The 17393-nt window shown below is 72.4% G+C and carries 17 protein-coding genes; 5 read left to right on the forward strand and 12 right to left on the reverse strand.

What is annotated here, in order from left to right; all coding sequences use genetic code 11:
* Positions 1-8 precede the first annotated feature (8 nt).
* The 4 genes from ACERZO_RS30700 to ACERZO_RS30715 form a co-directional block, all read right to left on the reverse strand.
* Positions 9-401: a hypothetical protein gene (locus tag ACERZO_RS30700; protein ID WP_372668411.1), complete on the reverse strand. Its 393-nt coding sequence runs from the start codon at positions 399-401 to the stop codon at positions 9-11.
* Positions 402-466: 65 nt separating this feature from the next.
* Positions 467-1375: a lytic transglycosylase domain-containing protein gene (locus tag ACERZO_RS30705; RefSeq protein WP_372668412.1), complete on the reverse strand. Its 909-nt coding sequence runs from the start codon at positions 1373-1375 to the stop codon at positions 467-469.
* A gap of 123 nt (positions 1376-1498) precedes the next feature.
* Complete coding sequence (locus ACERZO_RS30710; RefSeq protein WP_372668414.1) at positions 1499-1981, reverse strand: helix-turn-helix transcriptional regulator; 483 nt, start codon at positions 1979-1981, stop codon at positions 1499-1501.
* Between the two features lie 360 nt (positions 1982-2341).
* Positions 2342-2497 carry a hypothetical protein gene (locus tag ACERZO_RS30715; protein WP_167379779.1) on the reverse strand — a complete coding sequence of 52 codons (156 nt, stop codon included), beginning with the start codon at positions 2495-2497 and terminating at the stop codon, positions 2342-2344.
* A gap of 116 nt (positions 2498-2613) precedes the next feature.
* Here ACERZO_RS30715 and ACERZO_RS30720 point away from each other — a divergent pair, with 116 nt between their 5' ends.
* Entirely contained in the window at positions 2614-3387 is a 774-nt protein-coding gene (locus ACERZO_RS30720) for a crotonase/enoyl-CoA hydratase family protein (protein WP_372668416.1), read from the forward strand.
* 221 nt (positions 3388-3608) lie between these two features.
* Positions 3609-4139, forward strand: coding sequence for a GNAT family N-acetyltransferase (locus ACERZO_RS30725; protein WP_372668418.1), 531 nt, complete (start codon positions 3609-3611; stop codon positions 4137-4139).
* Here the strand turns inward: ACERZO_RS30725 and ACERZO_RS30730 are convergent.
* Positions 4136-5272, reverse strand: a complete 1137-nt coding sequence (locus ACERZO_RS30730; RefSeq protein ID WP_372668420.1) for a CaiB/BaiF CoA transferase family protein — start codon at positions 5270-5272, stop codon at positions 4136-4138. The genes ACERZO_RS30725 and ACERZO_RS30730 overlap by 4 nt on opposite strands.
* Positions 5273-5283: 11 nt before the next feature.
* Entirely contained in the window at positions 5284-6435 is a 1152-nt protein-coding gene (locus ACERZO_RS30735) for an acyl-CoA dehydrogenase family protein (protein WP_372668422.1), read from the reverse strand.
* Positions 6436-6529: 94 nt separating this feature from the next.
* Between ACERZO_RS30735 and ACERZO_RS30740 the strand changes: the two genes are divergently transcribed.
* The 3 genes from ACERZO_RS30740 (at position 6530) to ACERZO_RS30750 (ending at position 9956) form a co-directional block, all read left to right on the forward strand.
* Entirely contained in the window at positions 6530-7147 is a 618-nt protein-coding gene (locus ACERZO_RS30740; RefSeq protein WP_091389735.1) for a TetR/AcrR family transcriptional regulator, read from the forward strand.
* 84 nt (positions 7148-7231) lie between these two features.
* Positions 7232-8233 carry a hypothetical protein gene (locus ACERZO_RS30745; RefSeq protein WP_372668424.1) on the forward strand — a complete coding sequence of 334 codons (1002 nt, stop codon included), beginning with the start codon at positions 7232-7234 and terminating at the stop codon, positions 8231-8233.
* Positions 8234-8345: 112 nt separating this feature from the next.
* The gene (locus ACERZO_RS30750; protein ID WP_372668426.1) at positions 8346-9956 is read left to right on the forward strand and encodes a succinic semialdehyde dehydrogenase; all 1611 of its coding nucleotides are present in this window, start codon (positions 8346-8348) and stop codon (positions 9954-9956) included.
* Positions 9957-9962: 6 nt separating this feature from the next.
* Here the strand turns inward: ACERZO_RS30750 and ACERZO_RS30755 are convergent, their stop codons facing one another.
* From ACERZO_RS30755 to pyk, 6 genes are all read right to left on the reverse strand, one after another.
* Positions 9963-12986: a helix-turn-helix transcriptional regulator gene (locus ACERZO_RS30755; RefSeq protein ID WP_372668428.1), complete on the reverse strand. Its 3024-nt coding sequence runs from the start codon at positions 12984-12986 to the stop codon at positions 9963-9965.
* A 61-nt stretch (positions 12987-13047) separates the two neighbouring features.
* Positions 13048-13254: a hypothetical protein gene (locus ACERZO_RS30760; RefSeq protein WP_372668430.1), complete on the reverse strand. Its 207-nt coding sequence runs from the start codon at positions 13252-13254 to the stop codon at positions 13048-13050.
* 175 nt (positions 13255-13429) lie between these two features.
* Positions 13430-13633 carry a DUF397 domain-containing protein gene (locus ACERZO_RS30765; RefSeq protein WP_372668432.1) on the reverse strand — a complete coding sequence of 68 codons (204 nt, stop codon included), beginning with the start codon at positions 13631-13633 and terminating at the stop codon, positions 13430-13432.
* A 12-nt stretch (positions 13634-13645) separates the two neighbouring features.
* Positions 13646-14548: a helix-turn-helix domain-containing protein gene (locus tag ACERZO_RS30770; protein ID WP_086678774.1), complete on the reverse strand. Its 903-nt coding sequence runs from the start codon at positions 14546-14548 to the stop codon at positions 13646-13648.
* A gap of 378 nt (positions 14549-14926) precedes the next feature.
* On the reverse strand, positions 14927-15823 hold the full coding sequence (gene tesB / locus ACERZO_RS30775; RefSeq protein ID WP_372668434.1) for an acyl-CoA thioesterase II: 897 nt from the start codon (positions 15821-15823) through the stop codon (positions 14927-14929).
* Positions 15824-15859: 36 nt separating this feature from the next.
* Positions 15860-17284, reverse strand: coding sequence for a pyruvate kinase (pyk, locus tag ACERZO_RS30780; protein WP_372668436.1), 1425 nt, complete (start codon positions 17282-17284; stop codon positions 15860-15862).
* Between the last annotated feature and the right edge of the window lie 109 nt (positions 17285-17393).

Consider the following 17393-nt stretch of genomic DNA (forward strand, 5'->3'; position numbering starts at 1 on the left):
CGTCCTTCTCACTCTGCGGCCTGCTGGTCGCGGGCGTTCAGCTCGCGTAGGTACCGGTTGTACGCGGCCAGCTCTTCGTCCTCGTCCGTCGGCTGCACGTCGGGGCGGGGACGGGGAGCGGGCACCTCGGCGACGGGGGCCGGCTTTTCGTCCGCGGTGCCGTCGGCTTCGGCCTTCAGCCGGAGCTTGCGGATCCGCCAGAACATGAAGGCCGGGAACAGCCCGAACAGCGGCCACTGCAGGACGTAGCCGAGGTTCTGGAAGGTGCCGTTCGCGGAGGTGAAGCGGTCCCACTGCCACCAGGCGAGCCCGCAGCAGACGAGCAGGCTCACCAGGCAGGTCGCGATGATCGCGATCCGCCGCCCCCAGGGGGACGCGACCGGTGGCGGGGAAGCTGGCACGCTTCGAAAGTAGCACTGGGCGGCTGAGGGGCGGCGGCCGAGGCGCGACCGGGGTGGCCCGGCTCTCAGCCCTGCTTGCGGATCGACTGGGCCGCCTTCGCGTACCCGTCCGCCAGCCCGAACACCTTCTGCGCGTACTCGGTCGAGTTGTTGTACGAGAGGATCCCGGCCCACCACCCGCTCGGGCTCGCCATGTCCCGCCCGCCCGCACACAGGTAACGAGCCGCCGCCAAGGCCGCGTCGTCGATCTGCTGGGGGTCGCCGAGGCCGTCGCCGTTGCCGTCCGAAGCCCACTTGCGCCAAGTACTGGGGATGAACTGCATCGGGCCGACCGCGCGGTCCACCCCCGGGTCGCCGTCGTAGCGGCCGCCGTCGGTGTCGCCGATCGCCTGGACGCCCGCCGAGCCGTCGAGCGGGACGCCGATGATCGGCTTGGACGGGCGGCCGTCCGCACCCAGGACCGCGCCCGCGTATTGGCCGTGGTTGGACTCGATGCGGCCGATGCCGGCCAGCGTGGCCCACGAGATCTTGCACTTCGGCTGGTCCGCGCGCATCGCCAGCTCCGCGTTGCCGTACGCCTGCAACGCCCGCGCCGGGACGCCGGACGCCGCCGCCACCTGGCTCGCCCACTGCGACAGCGTCGCCGGGCCCGTGCTGCGGGCCTGCTGGGGAGAGGTCTGCTGCTCGGCCCCGCCCGCGACGGCACCGCCGGCCGGCGCGACCGACCCCGGCCGGACGTCGGCCGCCTTGACCTGCAGGGCGGGGATTTCGGTGGTGAGGGGGCTCGCCTCCGGCGTCGACGCGCGGGTCACGAGCCAGATCCCGCCGCCGGCCACGGCCAGCACGGCGAGGACCACGACCAGCCGGGTGAGCACGGCGACGCCGGACGAGCGCGGCGCCGGCGCGGCGGGGGCGACTTCCTCGACGCAACCGTCGATCGGGTCGTCCTCGGTCTTTCCGCTACTCGTGCGCACGAAACTCCGGTCCTCCAGCGTGGTGTCGACGAACTGTCAACGAGCCCGCGCAGGTTAGCGTTACGCGGGTCGTCGCCATCGTCTCACCGCACCGGTTCACCCGGCCGAGTGGAAAACGTCTCGTCAGGCGGACTTCTGCTGCCGCGCGAGCCGCGCGACGCACCAGGCCGGGGCACTGCCGCGGCGCAGGTGCTGCAGGACGGTCATCGGCCCGAGCCGGCGGCTCAGGTCGGACGGCGCGAGCCCGGCCGCCCGGTAGTCCAGCGCCCGCTGGTCGAGCGGGCTGATGCCGGCGTTCCACCACTCCTCGGCCTCGGCGACGCCGCCGACCATCTGCCACCAGCCCGCGGCGGCCGTGAGGAGCTCTTCGGGCACGTCCGGCAGCCTGCTGCGCATGGCGGCGAGGTAGCCGGGGTCGGCCGACTCGACGGGAACGAACCGGGACTGCCCGGTCCGGGCGCGCTGGCCGGGAATGCCCGGGGCCTGCGGCGGCGCGTCGGCCAGCCACGCGGACGCGATGCGGTCGACCTCCTGCTCTTCGGGGGTCTGCTCGCGCTCGGCTGCCCACTGCCGGATCAGCGCGTCCACTCCGGGATCTCCGGTCATCCCTGCCTCCTTGTAGGTCCCCGACGGACAGGCCCTGACGCCTGTCCCACGCGGTGGTGCCGCACGCACCAACCTGCACCTTGCTGAGTGGAAACTGCCTGCGTACCGGGGGTCTCCGGGGGGAGGGCGAACCACCCGATCACGCAATGTGAGCACCGTAGGGCCGGGGTGGTCTCCTTCGCCAGACCCCGGCAGGCACGAATTCGCCGACCTGCGCGTTTTCGGCCGCAATCCACCCGGATGGTCGAGTGCCGGGGTCCGAAATCCGAGATTCGTGACGCACAGTGATTTACCGTCCGCTAACACTCAGGGTGACGACCGGCGCCGCGGTTCGCGGGGCCGGTGAGCGCAGAGCGCGGGTCAGGAGAAGAGCGACCGGAAGAACGTGACGATGGCTTCGGCGCCGTCCTTCAGCCAGCCGAGGACGCGGTGCACGAAGTCGGCGGACTGGTTGGGCTGGGTGATCAGGAAGAAGAGCACGAGCGCGACGACGCCCACGATGAGAACTTTCTTCATGCCGCTCGACATCGGCTTCCTCCCCGGCTCGCCGCGCCCGTCCTGGGAGTGGCCACGTCAATACTCTAGGGAAGGCGTGCCCGGAAGACACCCCGATCAACCCCCGAGGAGCGGCGATGACGCGGAACGTCCTGGTCGAGCGCGACGGCGAAGTGACGACGGTCACCATCGACCGCCCGGCCGCCCGCAACGCCGTCGACGGACCGACCGCCGCCGAGCTGGCGGAAGCGTTCCGCGAGTTCGACGCGGACCCGGAAGCCGCGGTCGCGGTCCTCACCGGATCGGGTGGCGCGTTCTGCGCGGGCGCGGACCTCAAGGCGATCGGCACCGACCGGATGAACCGCACTCACCCGGACGGGGACGGCCCGATGGGCCCGACCCGGCTGCGGCTCGGCAAGCCGGTGATCGCGGCGGTGCACGGGCACGCGGTGGCGGGCGGGCTGGAGCTGGCGCTGTGGTGCGACCTGCGGGTCGCGGACGCGACGGCGGTGTTCGGGGTGTTCTGCCGCCGCTGGGGCGTGCCGCTGATCGACGGCGGGACGGTGCGGCTGCCGCGGTTGATCGGCCAGTCGCGGGCGATGGACCTGATCCTGACGGGCCGGGCGGTCGAGGCCGAGGAGGCGTTCGCGATCGGTTTGGCGAACCGGCTCGTGCCGGCGGGCGAGGCGGTTTCGGCGGCGCAGGAGCTGGCGCGGCAGCTGGCGGCGTTCCCGCAGGCGTGCATGAGGGGTGACCGGCGGTCGGCGCTGGAGCAGTGGGGGAAGTCCGAAGAGGACGCTTTGACGGCGGAGTTCGGCGCGGCGATGGGGCCCGGGGTGCTGGCGGCCGAGGCGGTCGACGGCGCGGCTCGTTTTGCGGGCGGAGAGGGACGGCACGGCAGCTTCGGCTGACACGGAAGGCACGCTCGGCCCACGCGGGCCGGCCGCCGAAGCGGACCACGGCGCGGCTCGCTTCGCGGGCGACAAAGGTCGCCACGGCAGCTTCGGCTGAGCTGAGCGGCGCGCTCGGCCCAGGTGCGAAGCCGGCCACTGTCCGCAACCCCCGTTCACCGGACCGGCTGGATCGCGCGCCGTCGCCTCGGTTCCGGTCAAGCGGCCGATAAGGTCGCCCGATGGACGACGATGTCGACAGAGTCGTGCTCCGGCCCGTGGCCGAAGGCGATCTCGACCTCCTGGAACGTCTGACCAACGATCCCGCCGGCGCCGGGGAGCACCAGTGGTTCGGCTGGCACGATCCCGGCTACCTGCGCCGCCGGTGGCTGGAAACCGGGATGCTCACCGCCGAGACCGGCATGCTCGTGCCGACGCTCGGCGGCCGCGTCCTCGGGCTCGTCTCCTGGCACCGCAGCCGGAGCGGGCCGGCGTCCTACTGCTGGAACGCCGGCCTCGTCCTCGCCCCGGAAGCGCGCGGCCACGGCTACGGCACCCAGGCCCAGCGCCTGCTCGTCGAATACCTCTTCGCCCACACCCAGCTCAACCGGGTCGAAGCGACGACCGAGGTCGGCAACCGCGCCGAACAGCGCTCGCTCGAGAAAGCCGGCTTCACGCGCGAAGGAATCCTTCGCGGCTACGACTTCCGCGACGGCGAGTGGCGCGACCACGTCATCTACTCGGTCGTGCGCTCCGACCTGGCGAAGAACTAGGCGATCGCGCCCGCCGAACGCAGGCCCTCGAGGTCCGTGACGCCCAGTTCGGCGAGCACCGCTTCGGTGTCGGATCCCTTGGCGCGCGGGGCTTCCGGCGTCGACGGCGGCGTGCGGTCGAACCGCGGTGCCGGCGCCGGCTGGACCATTCCGCCGATTTCGACGAACGTCCCGCGCGCCGCGTTGTGCGGGTGCGACGCCGCTTCGCCCGGGGCCAGCACCGGCGTCAGGCACGCGTCCGTCCCCGCCGCGCGGGCCACGAGGTCGTCGCGCGTGTACTTGCCGATCGCCGCCGCGAGGATCTCGCGCAGCCGGGGCCACTGCGTCTTGTCCACGTGCAGGGGCAGCGAATCCGGGTCCAGTTCGAGGACCTTCACCAGGTCGCCCCAGAACCGCATCTCGATCGCGCCGACGGCGACGTACTTGCCGTCCGCGGTCTCGTAGGTGTCGTAGAACGGCGCCCCGCCGTCGAGCATGTTGTCGCCGCGGTCGCCGCCCCAGAGCCCGGCGGCGGCCATGCCGTGCAGGCTCGTCGTGAGCAGCGCGGCGCCGTCGACCATCGACGCGTCGACGACCTGACCGCGACCGGACGTGTTCCGCTCGTACAACGCGGCCAGGATGCCCATCGCCAGCAGCAGCCCGCCGCCGCCGAAGTCGCCGACGAGGTTGAGCGGCGGCACCGGCCGCTCGCCCGCGCGCCCGATCGGCTCGAGCGCCCCGGCGATGCCGATGTAGTTGATGTCGTGCCCGGCCGCCTTCGCCAAGGGACCGTCCTGGCCCCAGCCGGTCATCCGGCCGTAGACCAGCCGCGGGTTGCGGGCGTGCACGACGTCGGGGCCGAGGCCGATCCGCTCGGCGACGCCGGGGCGGAAGGGTTCGATGAGGACGTCGGCGGTCTCGCACAGCTTCAGCACCAGTTCGACGCCTTCGGGCGTCTTGGTGTTGATGCCGACCGACCGGCGGCCGCGGGCGAGCGGGTCGGTCGGGATGCCGAGCACGTCCTCCCCCGGCGTCGCGCGGTCGACCCGCACGACGTCGGCGCCGAGGTCGCCGAGGATCATCGCGGCGAAGGGCCCGGGGGCGAGACCCGCGAGCTCCACCACCTTCAGGCCGCTGAGCGGACCTGCTTTCATGGTCGGTCCTTTCAGAGCGAGCGGGAGATGATTTCCTTCATGATCTCGCTGGTGCCACCGAAGATCCGCGAGATGCGGACGTCGGCCCAGGCGCGCGCGATCGGGTACTCGGTCATGTAGCCGTAGCCGCCGAAGAGCTGCACGCAGTCGTCGATCACCTTGTTGACGCGCTCGGTCGTCCACAGCTTGGCCATCGCCGCGCCCTGGACGTCCAATTCACCGCGCAAGTGACGTTCGATGCACTGGTCGAGGAACGCGCGCGACACCGCGGCCTCGGTGGCGGCCTCGGCGAGGGTGAACTTGGTGTTCTGGAAGCCGAAGAGCGGCCGGCCGAACGCCGTGCGCTCCTTCGTGTACGCCAGCGTGAGGTCGACCGCGGCCTCCAGCCCGGCCACCGCGGTGACGGCGATGATCAGCCGTTCCTGCGGCAGCTGCAGCATCAGCTGGAAGAAGCCCTGTCCCTCGGCGTCGCCGAGCAGGTTGGCGGCGGGCACGCGGACGTCGTCGAAGAACAGCTCGGCGGTGTCCTGGCCCTTGAGGCCGACCTTGTCCAGGACGCGGCCGCGGCGGAAGCCGGGCGTGTCCGTCTCGACCACGATCAGCGAGACGCCCTGCGCGCCCGCGTCCGGGTCGGTCTTCACCGCGACGACGACCAGGTCGGCGTGGAACCCGTTGGTGATGAACGTCTTGGCGCCGTTGATGACGTAGTGGTCGCCGTCGCGGACCGCGCGCGTCTTGATGCCCTGGAGGTCGGAGCCGGTGCCGGGTTCGGTCATCGCGATCGCGCCGACCATCTCGCCGGTGGCCAGCTTCGGCAGCCACTCGCGCTTCTTCTCTTCCGAGGCGTAGGCGAGCAGGTAGTGCGCGACGATTCCGTTGTGGACGGTCACGCCCCACGCGCTGTCGCCGGCGCGCGCCTGCTCTTCGTAGAGCACGGCCTCGTGGGCGAACGTGCCGCCGCCCCCGCCGTACTCCTCGGGGATGGAGAGGCAGAGCAGCCCGACCTCGCCGGCCTTGGTCCAGAACTCGCGGTCGACCTTCTTCTCGGCCGCCCAGCGCTCCTGGTGCGGCACGGCCTCCTTCTGCAGGAACGACCGCGACAGCTCGCGGAGGTCTTCGAGCTCGGTGGTGCTCCAGGAGCTCTTCGGGAGTTGAAGCGGCACGGGACCCTCCTGCTGGAAAACATGACGATCAGCATGTAAGTTCTCTGCGGAATGTACATCCGTACCGGCCTGTAGGTAAAGCAGGGAGGCCGCGGTGACCGAGACGGCGCACCGGACCCAGGCGCAGCGGCGCGAACAAACCCGCACGGCGCTGCTCGACGCGACCATCGACTGCCTGGTCGACGTCGGCTACGCGCGCACGTCGGTGCAGGAGATCTGCGCCCGGGCGGGCGTGTCGAAGGGCGCCGTCCAGCACCACTTCACCGCGAAGGCCGAGCTGATGGCGGCCGCCGTCGAGCACCTCACGACGAAGCTGCGCCGCCAGCTCGCCGCGTCGCTGGACGAGCTGCCCAGCGGCGGTACCGGTGTCGCCGCGGCGATCGACCTGCTCTGGACCGGCTACTCGGGCACGCTCTCGACCGCCGTCACCGAGCTGTGGGTCGCCGCCCGCACCGACCCCGAGCTGCGCGCGGCCATCCGCCCGGTCGACCGCGCACTCGGCCGCGCGACCCTCGAGCACGTCACCCAGGTCGCCGGCGAGCTGCCGCCCGAACGCGCGGAAATGCTGTTCTGGCTCACCGTGAACCTGACCCGCGGGCTGGCGCTGGACGCCGAGCTCGGCGGCGACCCCAACCGGCGCCGGCAGCTCCTGGAGGAGTGGAAGCGGATCGCCGTCCTGCTCTACCAGGACGCAGCCACTGCGCCAAGCTGACCAGCGGGGCACCGCAAGGGCTGGAATGCCCCTTATCCGCCCGGCGGATTCGTGGTCCAATCCCCCCGATAGAGGGGAGCTTCCATGACCGCCACGCCGTACCAGAACCCCTACGGCCCTCCCCCGGGACAGCCGCCGCGGCCGCCCGCCGACCCCGGTGCGCGCCTGCGGCTCGTCGCCGCGATCGTCGGCGTCGTCGCCGCGGTGGTCGTGCTGGCCGGGTCGTTCCTGCCGCAGACGAAGTTCGAGCAGATCGTGAACGGCAAGACCGAGAGCAGCCAGGAGATCAGCGCCTGGTCCCGCTCGTTCGCCGTCGAACCCGGCGACGAGGCCAAGAAGTTCTACGAGAACACCCACGTCGCCCGCTACGGGATCCCGCTCTCGGCCGGTGCGCTGGTGCTGCTGGCCGGCGCCGGCCTGGCGGTCGCGGGCGCGCGGCGTTCGGCGGGCAACGGGGTGCGCTCGGGCGCCCGGACGGCGCTGGTGGCCGGCGGTGCGGGCGTGGCCGCGGCGGTGTGGATGCTCGGCATGGACGTCTCGGCGACGTTGAGCTACGAGTCCGACGACGACACGCTCAAGTCGCTCTACTCGACCGGCCTGGGGTTCTGGATCCTGCTCGGCGGTGGTGCGCTGGCCGTGGTCACGCTGGTCCTCGCGGCGCTGGCCGGCCGCCAGGCGCGGGCGACCGCACCGGCCGGGCCGCCGCCGGGACCGTACGGCGGGCCGTACCAGCAGCAGTCGAGGCCGTACCCGGTGCCGCCGCAGCAGTTCGCGCAGCAGCCGTACCCCGGCGCGCAGCCCCCGTACCCGGCGCAGCAGCCCTACCCGGGCACGCCGCCGTCCCAGCCGTTCCCGGCGCAGGGCGGCCCGGCCTCGCAGCCGTTCCCGGCCCAGAGCGGTCCGCCGTCGCAGCCCTTCCCGGCGCAGTCCGGGGAGCCGTCGCAGCCGTTCCCCGCGCAGTCCGGCGGGCTGTCGGCGCGGCTCGAAGACCCCTACGGCGGTGCGACGCAGGCCCACCCGCCGCCCAAGCAGGACCCCACCGAGCCGAACTACCAGCTCCCGCCGCTCAACCCGCCCAATACGTGAAAGATATTCATATCAGGCTGGACATCTGACGTACCGACGGTATGGTGTACTCGTCGGTAACCCCTGCGCGGCGTCGCGCCCGGACCTCCGGACGCCGCGGAACGGAGACGTCATGACCAGCACGACCCCCGCGAACGCGCTCGAAGACACCCCGCTGCCGCCGACCGTCGGCGGCGTCGCCGGGGCGCCCGATTCGGCGCGGGCGGCCCAGCTCGTCGCCCGCGTGGCCGGGGGCGCCGACTCGGCGCCGATCCGCATGCACGCGCCCTTCACCGGGCAGCCGATCGCGACGCTGCCCCAGGCCACCGACGCCGACGTCCGCGCGGTGTTCGACAGCGCCCGCACGGCCCAGCGGGCCTGGGCGGACCGCTCCCCCGCCGACCGCGCCCGCGTCCTCACCCGGCTGCACGACCTCGTGCTCGCCCGCCAGGACGAGGTCCTCGACCTGGTCCAGGTCGAGGCGGGCAAGGCGAGGCTCGACGCGTTCGACGAGGTCAGCGCGACGGCGCTGGTCGCGGCCTACTACGGCAAGCACGCGGCCAAGATCCTCGCCCCGCGCCGGGTCGCCGGCGTCATCCCCGGCCTGACCCGCGCCGGCGAGCTCCGCCACCCCAAGGGCGTCGTCGGCGTCATCTCGCCGTGGAACTACCCCCTCGCGCTCACCGCGATGGACGTCCTGCCGGCGCTGGCCGCGGGCAACGCCGTGGTGCAGAAGCCGGACAACCAGACCGCGCTTTCGGCGCTGTGGCTGCACGAGCTCGCCGAGGAGGCCGGGCTGCCGGCCGGGACCTGGCAGATCGTGCTCGGCCGCGGCTCGAAGATCGGCACGGCGCTGGTCGAGGAGTCGGACTACCTGTGCTTCACCGGTTCCACGCCGACCGGCAAGGAGCTGGCCGGGCAGGTGGCGAAGCGGCTGACGTCGTACTCGCTGGAGCTCGGCGGCAAGAACCCGATGATCGTGCTGCCCGACGCCGACATCGCGAAGGCCGCGACGGGCGCGGTGACCGCGTGCTTCTCCTCGGCGGGCCAGCTGTGCGTGTCGGTCGAGCGGATCTACGTCCACGAGGACATCCGCGACGAGTTCACCCGCGCGTTCGTCGCGCGGACCGCGGCGCTGAAGCTCGGCGGCGCGCTGGACTACCACGCCCAGATGGGGTCGCTGACGTCGGAAGAGCAGCTCGCCGCGGTGTCCGCGCACGTCGAGGACGCCCGCGCGAAGGGCGCGTCGGTGCTCACCGGCGGCCGCGCCCGGCCCGACCTCGGCCCGCTGTTCTACGAGCCGACGGTGCTTTCCGGCGTCACCCCGGACATGGCGCCGTTCGCGGACGAGACGTTCGGGCCGGTCGTCTCGATCTACGGCTACACCGACGTCACCGACGCCATCGACCGCGCCAACGACACGCCGTTCGGGCTCAACGCCAGCGTCTGGTCGCGCAACGGCCACGCGGGCTGGGAGGTCGCGGCGCGGCTCAAGGCCGGGACGGTCAACGTCAACGAGGGCTACGCGGCGACGTTCGGCAGCGTCGGCGTCCCGATGGGCGGTATGAAGGACTCGGGCGTCGGCCGCCGCAACGGTGCCGAAGGCCTGCTGAAGTACACCGAGTCCCAGTCGATCGCGCTGCAGCGCGGACTGGCGCTGCGGCCGCCGAAGCGGGTCCCGGGTTCGCTGTGGTCGCGCGGCATGACGGTCGGGCTCAAGGCCCTGCGCCGCCTGCCGCGCTGACGCACCTCAGGCGTGTTCGGCCGTGGGCGCCGTGAGGAGCCCACGGTCGTACGCGATCGCCACCGCCTCCGCGCGCCTGCTCGCGCCGAGTTTCGCCATCACGCGGGACAGGTGGACGCTGACCGTCTTTTCGCTGATGTACAGCTCTTCGCCGACTTGCCGGTTCGTGCGGCCGAGGGCGACGCGCTCCAGGACGTCGCGCTCGCGGTCGGTCAGCGGGTCCGCCACCGCGCGCACCGGCGCCACGGGTTCGGCACCCGCCAGCTCGACGCGGGCGCGGTGGGCCAGGTCGCGGACCGCGTCGCGCAGCGGGATCGCGCCGAGCCGGACCGCCACCGCGTGCGCCGCTTCGAGCGCCGGGCCCGCGTCGCCGTCCGCCGCCAGCAGCGCTTCCGCCTCGTGCCAGCGGCAAACCGCCTGCTCGTAGACGGCGCCGTAGCCGAACGCCGCCACCGCGGCCGCCCACTTCTCCGCGTCGCCCCGGCCGGTCAAGCAGGACGCCGCCGCCTCCAGCCGGGCCAGCCAGGCCCGGCCCTCGGGCCCGAGCGTCCCCGACCGCGGCTGCCCGACGACCGAGCACATCCGGCCGTGCGCCAGCAGCCGCTCGCCCGCCGCCACCGCGGCACCGGCCGCGGCCTGGTCGCCGCGGACCCGGGCGTCGGCGGCCAGCGCGGCCGCGGCGGACACGCCGAGCGCGGCCATCCGGATGCCCGCGAGCAGGCCGGGTTCGATCCGCTCCAGCCAGCCGATGGCCTCCTCGGCCCGGCGCACCGCCTCGGCGTGCTCGCCGCGCCAGTACGCCAGCTCGATCCCGGCGCCCCCGGCCGACAGCGGGATCTGCATGTCCGCCGTCCAGTGCTGCCGCAGCCCGGTGATCAGCTTCGCCGCGTCGTCGAACCGGCCGCGGGCCACGACGAACTGCGCCCAGATGGCCTGGATCCGCGCGGCGACCGCGCTGGACACCCCGCGTCCGGTCCGGCCGGCGCTCTCGTCCGGCCACTCGCCCATGACGTAACGCAGGACCAGCTGCCCCGCCCGCAGTTCGAGCCCGAAGGAGCTCCAGCTCAGCCCGGCTTCTTCCGCCCGCGCGACGCCGCGCGTGGAGTGCTCCAGTGCCTCGGCGAACTCGGCCTGGTCGTGGTAGCTCAACGCCAGGAAGTAGGTCGCGCGGATCTCGGTGTTCGGCGCCCCGGCGTCGCGGGCCTTCCGCTCGGCCTTGCGCAGCCACTCGCGGGCCTCGGCGGCGTCGCCGCGTGAGTCGGCCAGCGTGCCCAGCGTGACCAGCGCCGACGCCTCGGCACCCGCCGCCCCGACCGCCTGCGCGTCGGTGACCGCGGTGCGCGCGCTGTCCAGCGCCGCCTCCGGCTCTTCGAGGATCCGGAGGAACCCGGCCCGGCTGGCCAGCACCCATGCGCGAGTGCCGCTCGGCTCGGTGTCCTTCACCAGGTCCCACGCGCGGTCGATCGCCGCGACCGCCTCGTCCAGGGTGCCTTCCAGCGCCAGCAGCGCCTCCGCCAGCCGCCGCCACGTCTTCGCGGCGCGGTCGGCCGAGGTGTCCGGGGTCAGTGCCTGGGTGGCCGAGCGCGCGAACGCGGCCGCCCGCTCGGGCTCGCCGGACGTGCCCGCGAAGTAGGACGCCTCGTGCAGCAACCGCAGCTCGTCGAAGCCCTCGGGCCGGTCGGCGGCCGGCACGGCGTCCCAGATGGACAGTGCCTGCTCGACGTGCTGCAGCGCCGACCCGGGCGCGCCGAGCTTCTCGGCCTCGTCCATCGCGCGCAGCAGCGCCGGCAGCGCGGTGACCAGGTCGCTGCTCTGCATCGAGTGGTAGGCCAGCTTCGCGTCGTGCCCGCGGCCCTGCGGCCGCGCCACGATCCGGGCGGCGTAAGCGGCGTGCGTGCGCGACCGCTCCCCCGGCAGCAGATCGCCGTACACCGCTTCCTGCAGCAATGCGTGCCGGAACGTGTAGGAACCGTCGGAAAGCACCACCAGGACGTGGTGCTGGACGGCTTCGCGCAAGGCCTCGTCGAGCTCCAGGTCCCCCAGCGCGGAGACCTCGGCGAGCGCCGCGTGCATCACCGGCTCGTTGGCCACCGAGATCACCCGGGCGACCCGCCGCGTGTCCGGCGAGAGCCGCTCGAGCCGGGACAGCAGCACCTCGGCCAGTCCGGCGGGCAGGTCGTTGCACTCGGTCTTCGTGGCGAGCAGCTCTTCGGCGAAGAACGGGTTGCCCTGGGAGCGGGTGACGATGTCGGCCACGACGTCGGCGGACAGCGGCTCGTCGGCCAGCGCCTCGACGAACCTGCGGGCGTCGGCGGCCCCGAACGGGCGCAGGTCGACGCTCTCGACGGTGGCGAGCCGGACCAGCTCGGACAGCAGGCCGCGCAGCGGGTGGCGCCGGTGCACGTCCTCCTCGCGGTAGCTGCCCACGACCAGCAGCCGCTGCGCCCGCAGCCTGCTGAGCAGGAATGACAGCAGGTTGCGGGTCGAGGCGTCGGCCCAGTGGAGATCCTCCAGCAGGATCACCACCGGGCGCGCCTCCGCGATCTCGGTCAGCACCCCCAGTACCGCGTCGAACAACTGCAGCTGACCGAGATCCTGCTCGAGCCGGGGACGCACCATCGTCTCCCGGTCGTTCGAGGTCATCGGCGGGTGTTCGGCCGGGCGCGGTTCCTCCACGCCCTGGCCCTGCGGCAGGAGCCGCCCGAGCGCGGGCCGGAGCCGCACGGCGGCGGCCACCGCCGGGTCCGCCGCGCTGCCCAGCGGGGCGAGCGCTTCGGCGAACGGAAGATAAGGAAGACCGCCTTCGCGGACGTCGATGCAGCGACCGGTGAGCACCAGCCCGCCGCACGCCTCGACGTGCTCGGCGAGCGCGGTCAGCAGCCGGGTCTTGCCGACGCCGGCGTCCCCCGAGAGCAGCACCGCGCCGGCTTCGCCCCGTTCGGCACGGGCGAAGGCGGCGCGGAGCCGCCGCATCTCGTGGGTACGGGCGACGAGCGGGATTCCGGAGCCGAGTCGGGGCACGAGGAGCATTCTTGCTCACCCCACCGACAGTTTCCGACCGCTTATCGCCTTTGACACCATTACCCGGCCCTCACCGGGCGGTTTCGACGCCGGCGGTCTCCCGCGCGGCCTCGCGGCGCTGCTGCGCCGGTACCTCGACATCCGTCCTCGTGGCCCTGAAGTGCCGGGCGGCGCGACGGGCGCGGGCGGCCCAGGCGCTGCGCCCGGCCTTCCGCAGTTCCTCGGCCCGGTAGGCGGCTTCGGCTCGGACCGCGTCCAGAAGCAGATCGCTGTGCATTGTGTTCCCCTGTCCCTGAGTTCACCGGTTTGGTAGTACTCAGGTTCGTCCTGAGGGGGCACCTCAGGCATCGGGTGATCACGCAGCCCTAGGCGCGAAAAGACCCCTTACTCCCGGTCGAGCCCAGCTCGGCGGGGGTAAGGGGTCTTCTCCCAGTGCCTTGTTCCCGAGTGCCTCAGTCGTGCGCCGGGCCGCCGGTCCGCACCGCGGCCAGCAGCCCCCGCCAACCCGACGCGGGCAGGCGGAACGCACCACCTTCGGGGTCCTTCGAGTCGCGCAGCGCGGCCCCACCGTCGACGAACGCGACCTCGACGCAGTCGTTCCCGCCGCCGCTGTGGCTGCTCTTGCGCCACCGCGCCCCGGAGAATCCGTCTTCCATCGTCCCCACTCCTTACTGTGTCCTCGGTTCCAGTTGGTGCACCGGAGCCGGTACGGCCGCCTGTTCGGCGAACCGCCCGGCGGCCTCGGCGATCAGGTCCACCGAGTCGTCCGGCTTCAGTGCGGCCGCGCGCAGATGGTCGAACATCAGCCCGTAGCGCCGGACGTCTGTGGGTTCCTCCAGGTAGAGGCCGCTGGACGTGCTGTCGTCGACGTAGACGACGTCCGGGTCGGCCTGCTCGGGGAACCCCATGATCAGGAAGGGGCCTTCCATGCCCGGGTGCGCGCCGGCCCCGAACGGCACGACCTGGATGGTCACGTTCGGCTTCTCGGCGACCGCGACCATGCGGTAGAGCTGCTCGGCCATCACCTCGGGACCGTCGACGACCCGGCGCAGCACGGCTTCGTCCATCACCGCCCAGTACTCCGGCGGCGGGGTGTCCGACAGCAGCTCCTGGCGGGCCATCCGGGCGGCGACGCGGCGGCGGATCTCGGCGTCCTCGGCGTCCGGCCGCAGCGCCCGGATCACCGCCCGGGCGTAGCGCTCGGTCTGCAGCAGCCCCGGCACCAGCAGCGCCTGGAAGGCGCGCAGCGAGCTGGCGTCGGCCTCGAGCCCGACGAACGTGCCGGTGAAGACCTCGTTGTAGGCGTGCCACCAGCCGCGCTTGCGGGCCTCCCGGGCCAGCTGGACGAGGGCTTCCTGCTCGTCGCCGGTGATCCCGTAGAGGGCCAGCATGTCGCGGGCGTCGCGCGGGGTCACCCCCACGTGGCCGGTCTCGATGCGGCTGATCTTCGACGCCGAGCACTCGAGCTTTTCGCCCACCTCGTCGATCGTCAGGTCCGCGGCTTCGCGCAGCCTGCGCAGCTCGCCCGCGAGCCTCCGGCGGCGAACCGTGGGGCTCTGTCCCCTTGCCATGGCGCACCTCCGGGTGTCGACGGCGTCGTAGCCGAACGCTCGCTGCCAGTATCCAACATGAACGGTCGAGTAATCGCACGGCACCGATTACCCGACCCGGTCCCGCGCCGCTTCTGCAATTTGCAAAATGCTTCTGTATGCTCGCACCCTGCGCGACGACAGGACGCGGCCGGGGCGCGGCGGGCTTCTCCCCCAGCCCTGCGCCGAGCCTGTGATCAGCGTAGACGATGACCGGGCGGTACGCCGCGCGATCATCCGCGGAGAGGCCCGGGGCCGTCCCCCGATCGGTCCCGGACCTCTTCCCCGACGTCGATGCCTTATTGGCGGAATGATTATTCCGCGCATTTGTCGCCCGTAAGGGTGATTTCCCGACAGGCGTCAGAGGACGCGCAGGAGTCCTTCTTGGACGACCGTCGCGATCAGCGTGCCGTCCTCGGCGAAGAACCGGCCCGTGGCCAGGCCCCGCGCACCCGACGCGGTCGGCGAGACGCTGTCGTAGAGGAACCACTCGTCGGCGCGGAAGGGCCGGTGGAACCAGAGCGCGTGGTCGAGGCTCGCGCCGAGCACCTTGTCGGTGTCCCAGTAGACGCCGTGGCGCGCGAGCACCGAGTCCAGCAGCGTCATGTCCGAGGCGTAGGTGAGCACGCAGACGTGCAGCAGCTGCTGGTCGGGCAGCTTCCCGTCGGCGCGCATCCACACCTGGTTGCGCGCGGGCAGCTCCCCGGTTTCGCGGGTGACCCACGGCGGTTCGTTGACGTAGCGCAGGTCGATCGGCCGCGGCCGGCTGTGCGCGCCGATCGCGTAGCCCTCGGCGCGTTCCATCAGCGTCGGCAGCGTTTCGGGCGCGGGCACGCCTTCCGGCATGGTCTCGGCGTGCTCGATGCCCGGTTCGTCCTTCTGGAACGACGCCGAGAGCGAGAAGATCGCCTTGCCGTGCTGGATCGCGACGACCCGGCGGGTGGTGAACGACCGGCCGTCCCGGATGCGGTCGACCTCGTAGATGATCGGGACGCTGGGGTCGCCGCCGCGGATGAAGTACGCGTGCAGCGAGTGGACCCGGCGTTCCTCGGGGACCGTCCGCCCGGCCGCGACCAGCGCCTGGCCGGCGACCTGCCCGCCGAACACCCGCACCGGCGAGTGGGCGGGCGAGACGCCGCGGAAGATGTTCTCCTCGATCTTCTCCAGGTCGAGCAGCGCGATCAGGCGGTCCAGCACCGGCTGGCCGCCACCCGGGATCTCCAGTTCGGTGGCGGCCGTCCTGGCCATTTCAGTCATGGCCAGACCCTATGTGCTGCGGGGGCAAAGCGTCCCTTATGCGTGGTCGTCTTCACCGAGGCGGTGCACGTGGATCAGGTTGGTCGAGCCCACGGTGCCCGGCGGGGAGCCGGCGACGATGACGACCAGGTCGCCCTTCTGGTACTTGCCCATCTCGAGCATGGCGTGGTCGACCTGCTGGATCATCTGGTCGGTGGACTCCACCCGCGGCACGATGTGGGTGTTGGTGCCCCAGGTCATCGACAGCTGGCTGCGCACGCAGTCCTCGGGGGTGAACGCCAGCAGCGGCAGCCGCGTGTGCAGCCGGGCCAGGCGGCGCACGGTGTCGCCGGACTGCGTGAAGGCGACCAGCGCCTTGGCGTTGAGCCGCTCGCCGATGTCGCGGGCGGCGTAGGAGATCACGCCGCGCTTGGTGCGCGGGACGTGCGTCAGCGGCGGGACGACCGGCGAGTCGGTCTCGACCGCCTCGACGATCCGGGCCATGGTCTGCACGGTCTCGATCGGGTACCGGCCGACGCTGGTCTCGCCGGACAGCATGACCGCGTCGGTGCCGTCGAGGACCGCGTTCGCGACGTCGGAGGCCTCGGCGCGGGTCGGCCGGGAGTTGTTGATCATCGACTCGAGCATCTGCGTCGCGACGATGACCGGCTTCGCGTTTTCGCGGCAGATCTGGATGGCGCGCTTCTGCACCAGCGGGACCTGCTCCAGCGGCAGCTCGACACCGAGGTCGCCACGGGCGACCATGACCGCGTCGAAGGCCAGCACGATGGCCTCGAGGTTGTAGACGGCCTCGGGCTTCTCGATCTTGGCGACGACCGGCAGCCGGCCCTTGCCGACCCGGTCCATCACCTGGTGGACGAGGTCGATGTCGGCCGGCGAGCGGACGAACGAGAGGGCGACGAAGTCGACGCCCAGCTCGAGCGCGAACTCGAGGTCCTCGATGTCCTTGTCGGAGAGGGCGGGCACGGAGACGTCCATGCCGGGCAGCGAGACGCCCTTGTTGTTGCTGACCGGGCCGCCTTCGGTGACCTCGCAGACCACATCGGGGCCCTCGACGCCCTTGACCACCAGGCCGACCTTGCCGTCGTCGACGAGCAGGCGGTCACCGGGCTTGGCGTCCTTCGCCAGGCCCTTGTAGGTGGTCGAGACGCGGTCGTGGGTACCGGCGACGTCCTCGACGGTGATCCGGACGATGTCGCCGTTGTGCCACTCGACCGGCCCGCCCGCGAACGTGCCCAGCCGGATCTTCGGGCCCTGCAGGTCGGCGAGGATGCCGACCGCCCGGCCGCTCTCGGCGGCGGCGGTCCGGATGAGGTCGTAGACCTCCTTGTGGTCGCCGTGGCTGCCGTGGCTGAAGTTCATCCTGGCCACGTCCATGCCAGCGTCGACGAGGGCCCGCATCTTCTCCGGCGTGGCGGTGGCGGGGCCCATGGTACAAACGATCTTCGCGCGTCGGCTCACGTTCGCACAGCGTAGTCCCTCTTCGCGCGTTCGTCTGTACCGATCCCGAAAAGTTCAGAGAAACTGTTCAGAAACCGGTCCCGTCCAGGGGGCATCTCCTGAGGTGCCC

This window comes from Amycolatopsis kentuckyensis, from assembly GCF_041679295.1.
Lineage (GTDB): Bacteria > Actinomycetota > Actinomycetes > Mycobacteriales > Pseudonocardiaceae > Amycolatopsis > Amycolatopsis kentuckyensis_A.

Coding starts and splice junctions, on each gene's coding strand:
- ACERZO_RS30710 (WP_372668414.1), bottom strand. CDS start 1,981: ATGACCGGAGATCCCGGAGTGGACGCGCTGATCCGGCAGTGGGCAGCC.
- ACERZO_RS30715 (WP_167379779.1), bottom strand. CDS start 2,497: ATGAAGAAAGTTCTCATCGTGGGCGTCGTCGCGCTCGTGCTCTTCTTC.
- ACERZO_RS30720 (WP_372668416.1), top strand. CDS start 2,614: ATGACGCGGAACGTCCTGGTCGAGCGCGACGGCGAAGTGACGACGGTC.
- ACERZO_RS30725 (WP_372668418.1), top strand. CDS start 3,609: ATGGACGACGATGTCGACAGAGTCGTGCTCCGGCCCGTGGCCGAAGGC.
- ACERZO_RS30730 (WP_372668420.1), bottom strand. CDS start 5,272: ATGAAAGCAGGTCCGCTCAGCGGCCTGAAGGTGGTGGAGCTCGCGGGT.
- ACERZO_RS30745 (WP_372668424.1), top strand. CDS start 7,232: ATGACCGCCACGCCGTACCAGAACCCCTACGGCCCTCCCCCGGGACAG.
- ACERZO_RS30750 (WP_372668426.1), top strand. CDS start 8,346: ATGACCAGCACGACCCCCGCGAACGCGCTCGAAGACACCCCGCTGCCG.
- ACERZO_RS30755 (WP_372668428.1), bottom strand. CDS start 12,986: ATGCTCCTCGTGCCCCGACTCGGCTCCGGAATCCCGCTCGTCGCCCGT.
- ACERZO_RS30760 (WP_372668430.1), bottom strand. CDS start 13,254: ATGCACAGCGATCTGCTTCTGGACGCGGTCCGAGCCGAAGCCGCCTAC.
- ACERZO_RS30765 (WP_372668432.1), bottom strand. CDS start 13,633: ATGGAAGACGGATTCTCCGGGGCGCGGTGGCGCAAGAGCAGCCACAGC.
- ACERZO_RS30770 (WP_086678774.1), bottom strand. CDS start 14,548: ATGGCAAGGGGACAGAGCCCCACGGTTCGCCGCCGGAGGCTCGCGGGC.
- tesB (WP_372668434.1), bottom strand. CDS start 15,823: ATGACTGAAATGGCCAGGACGGCCGCCACCGAACTGGAGATCCCGGGT.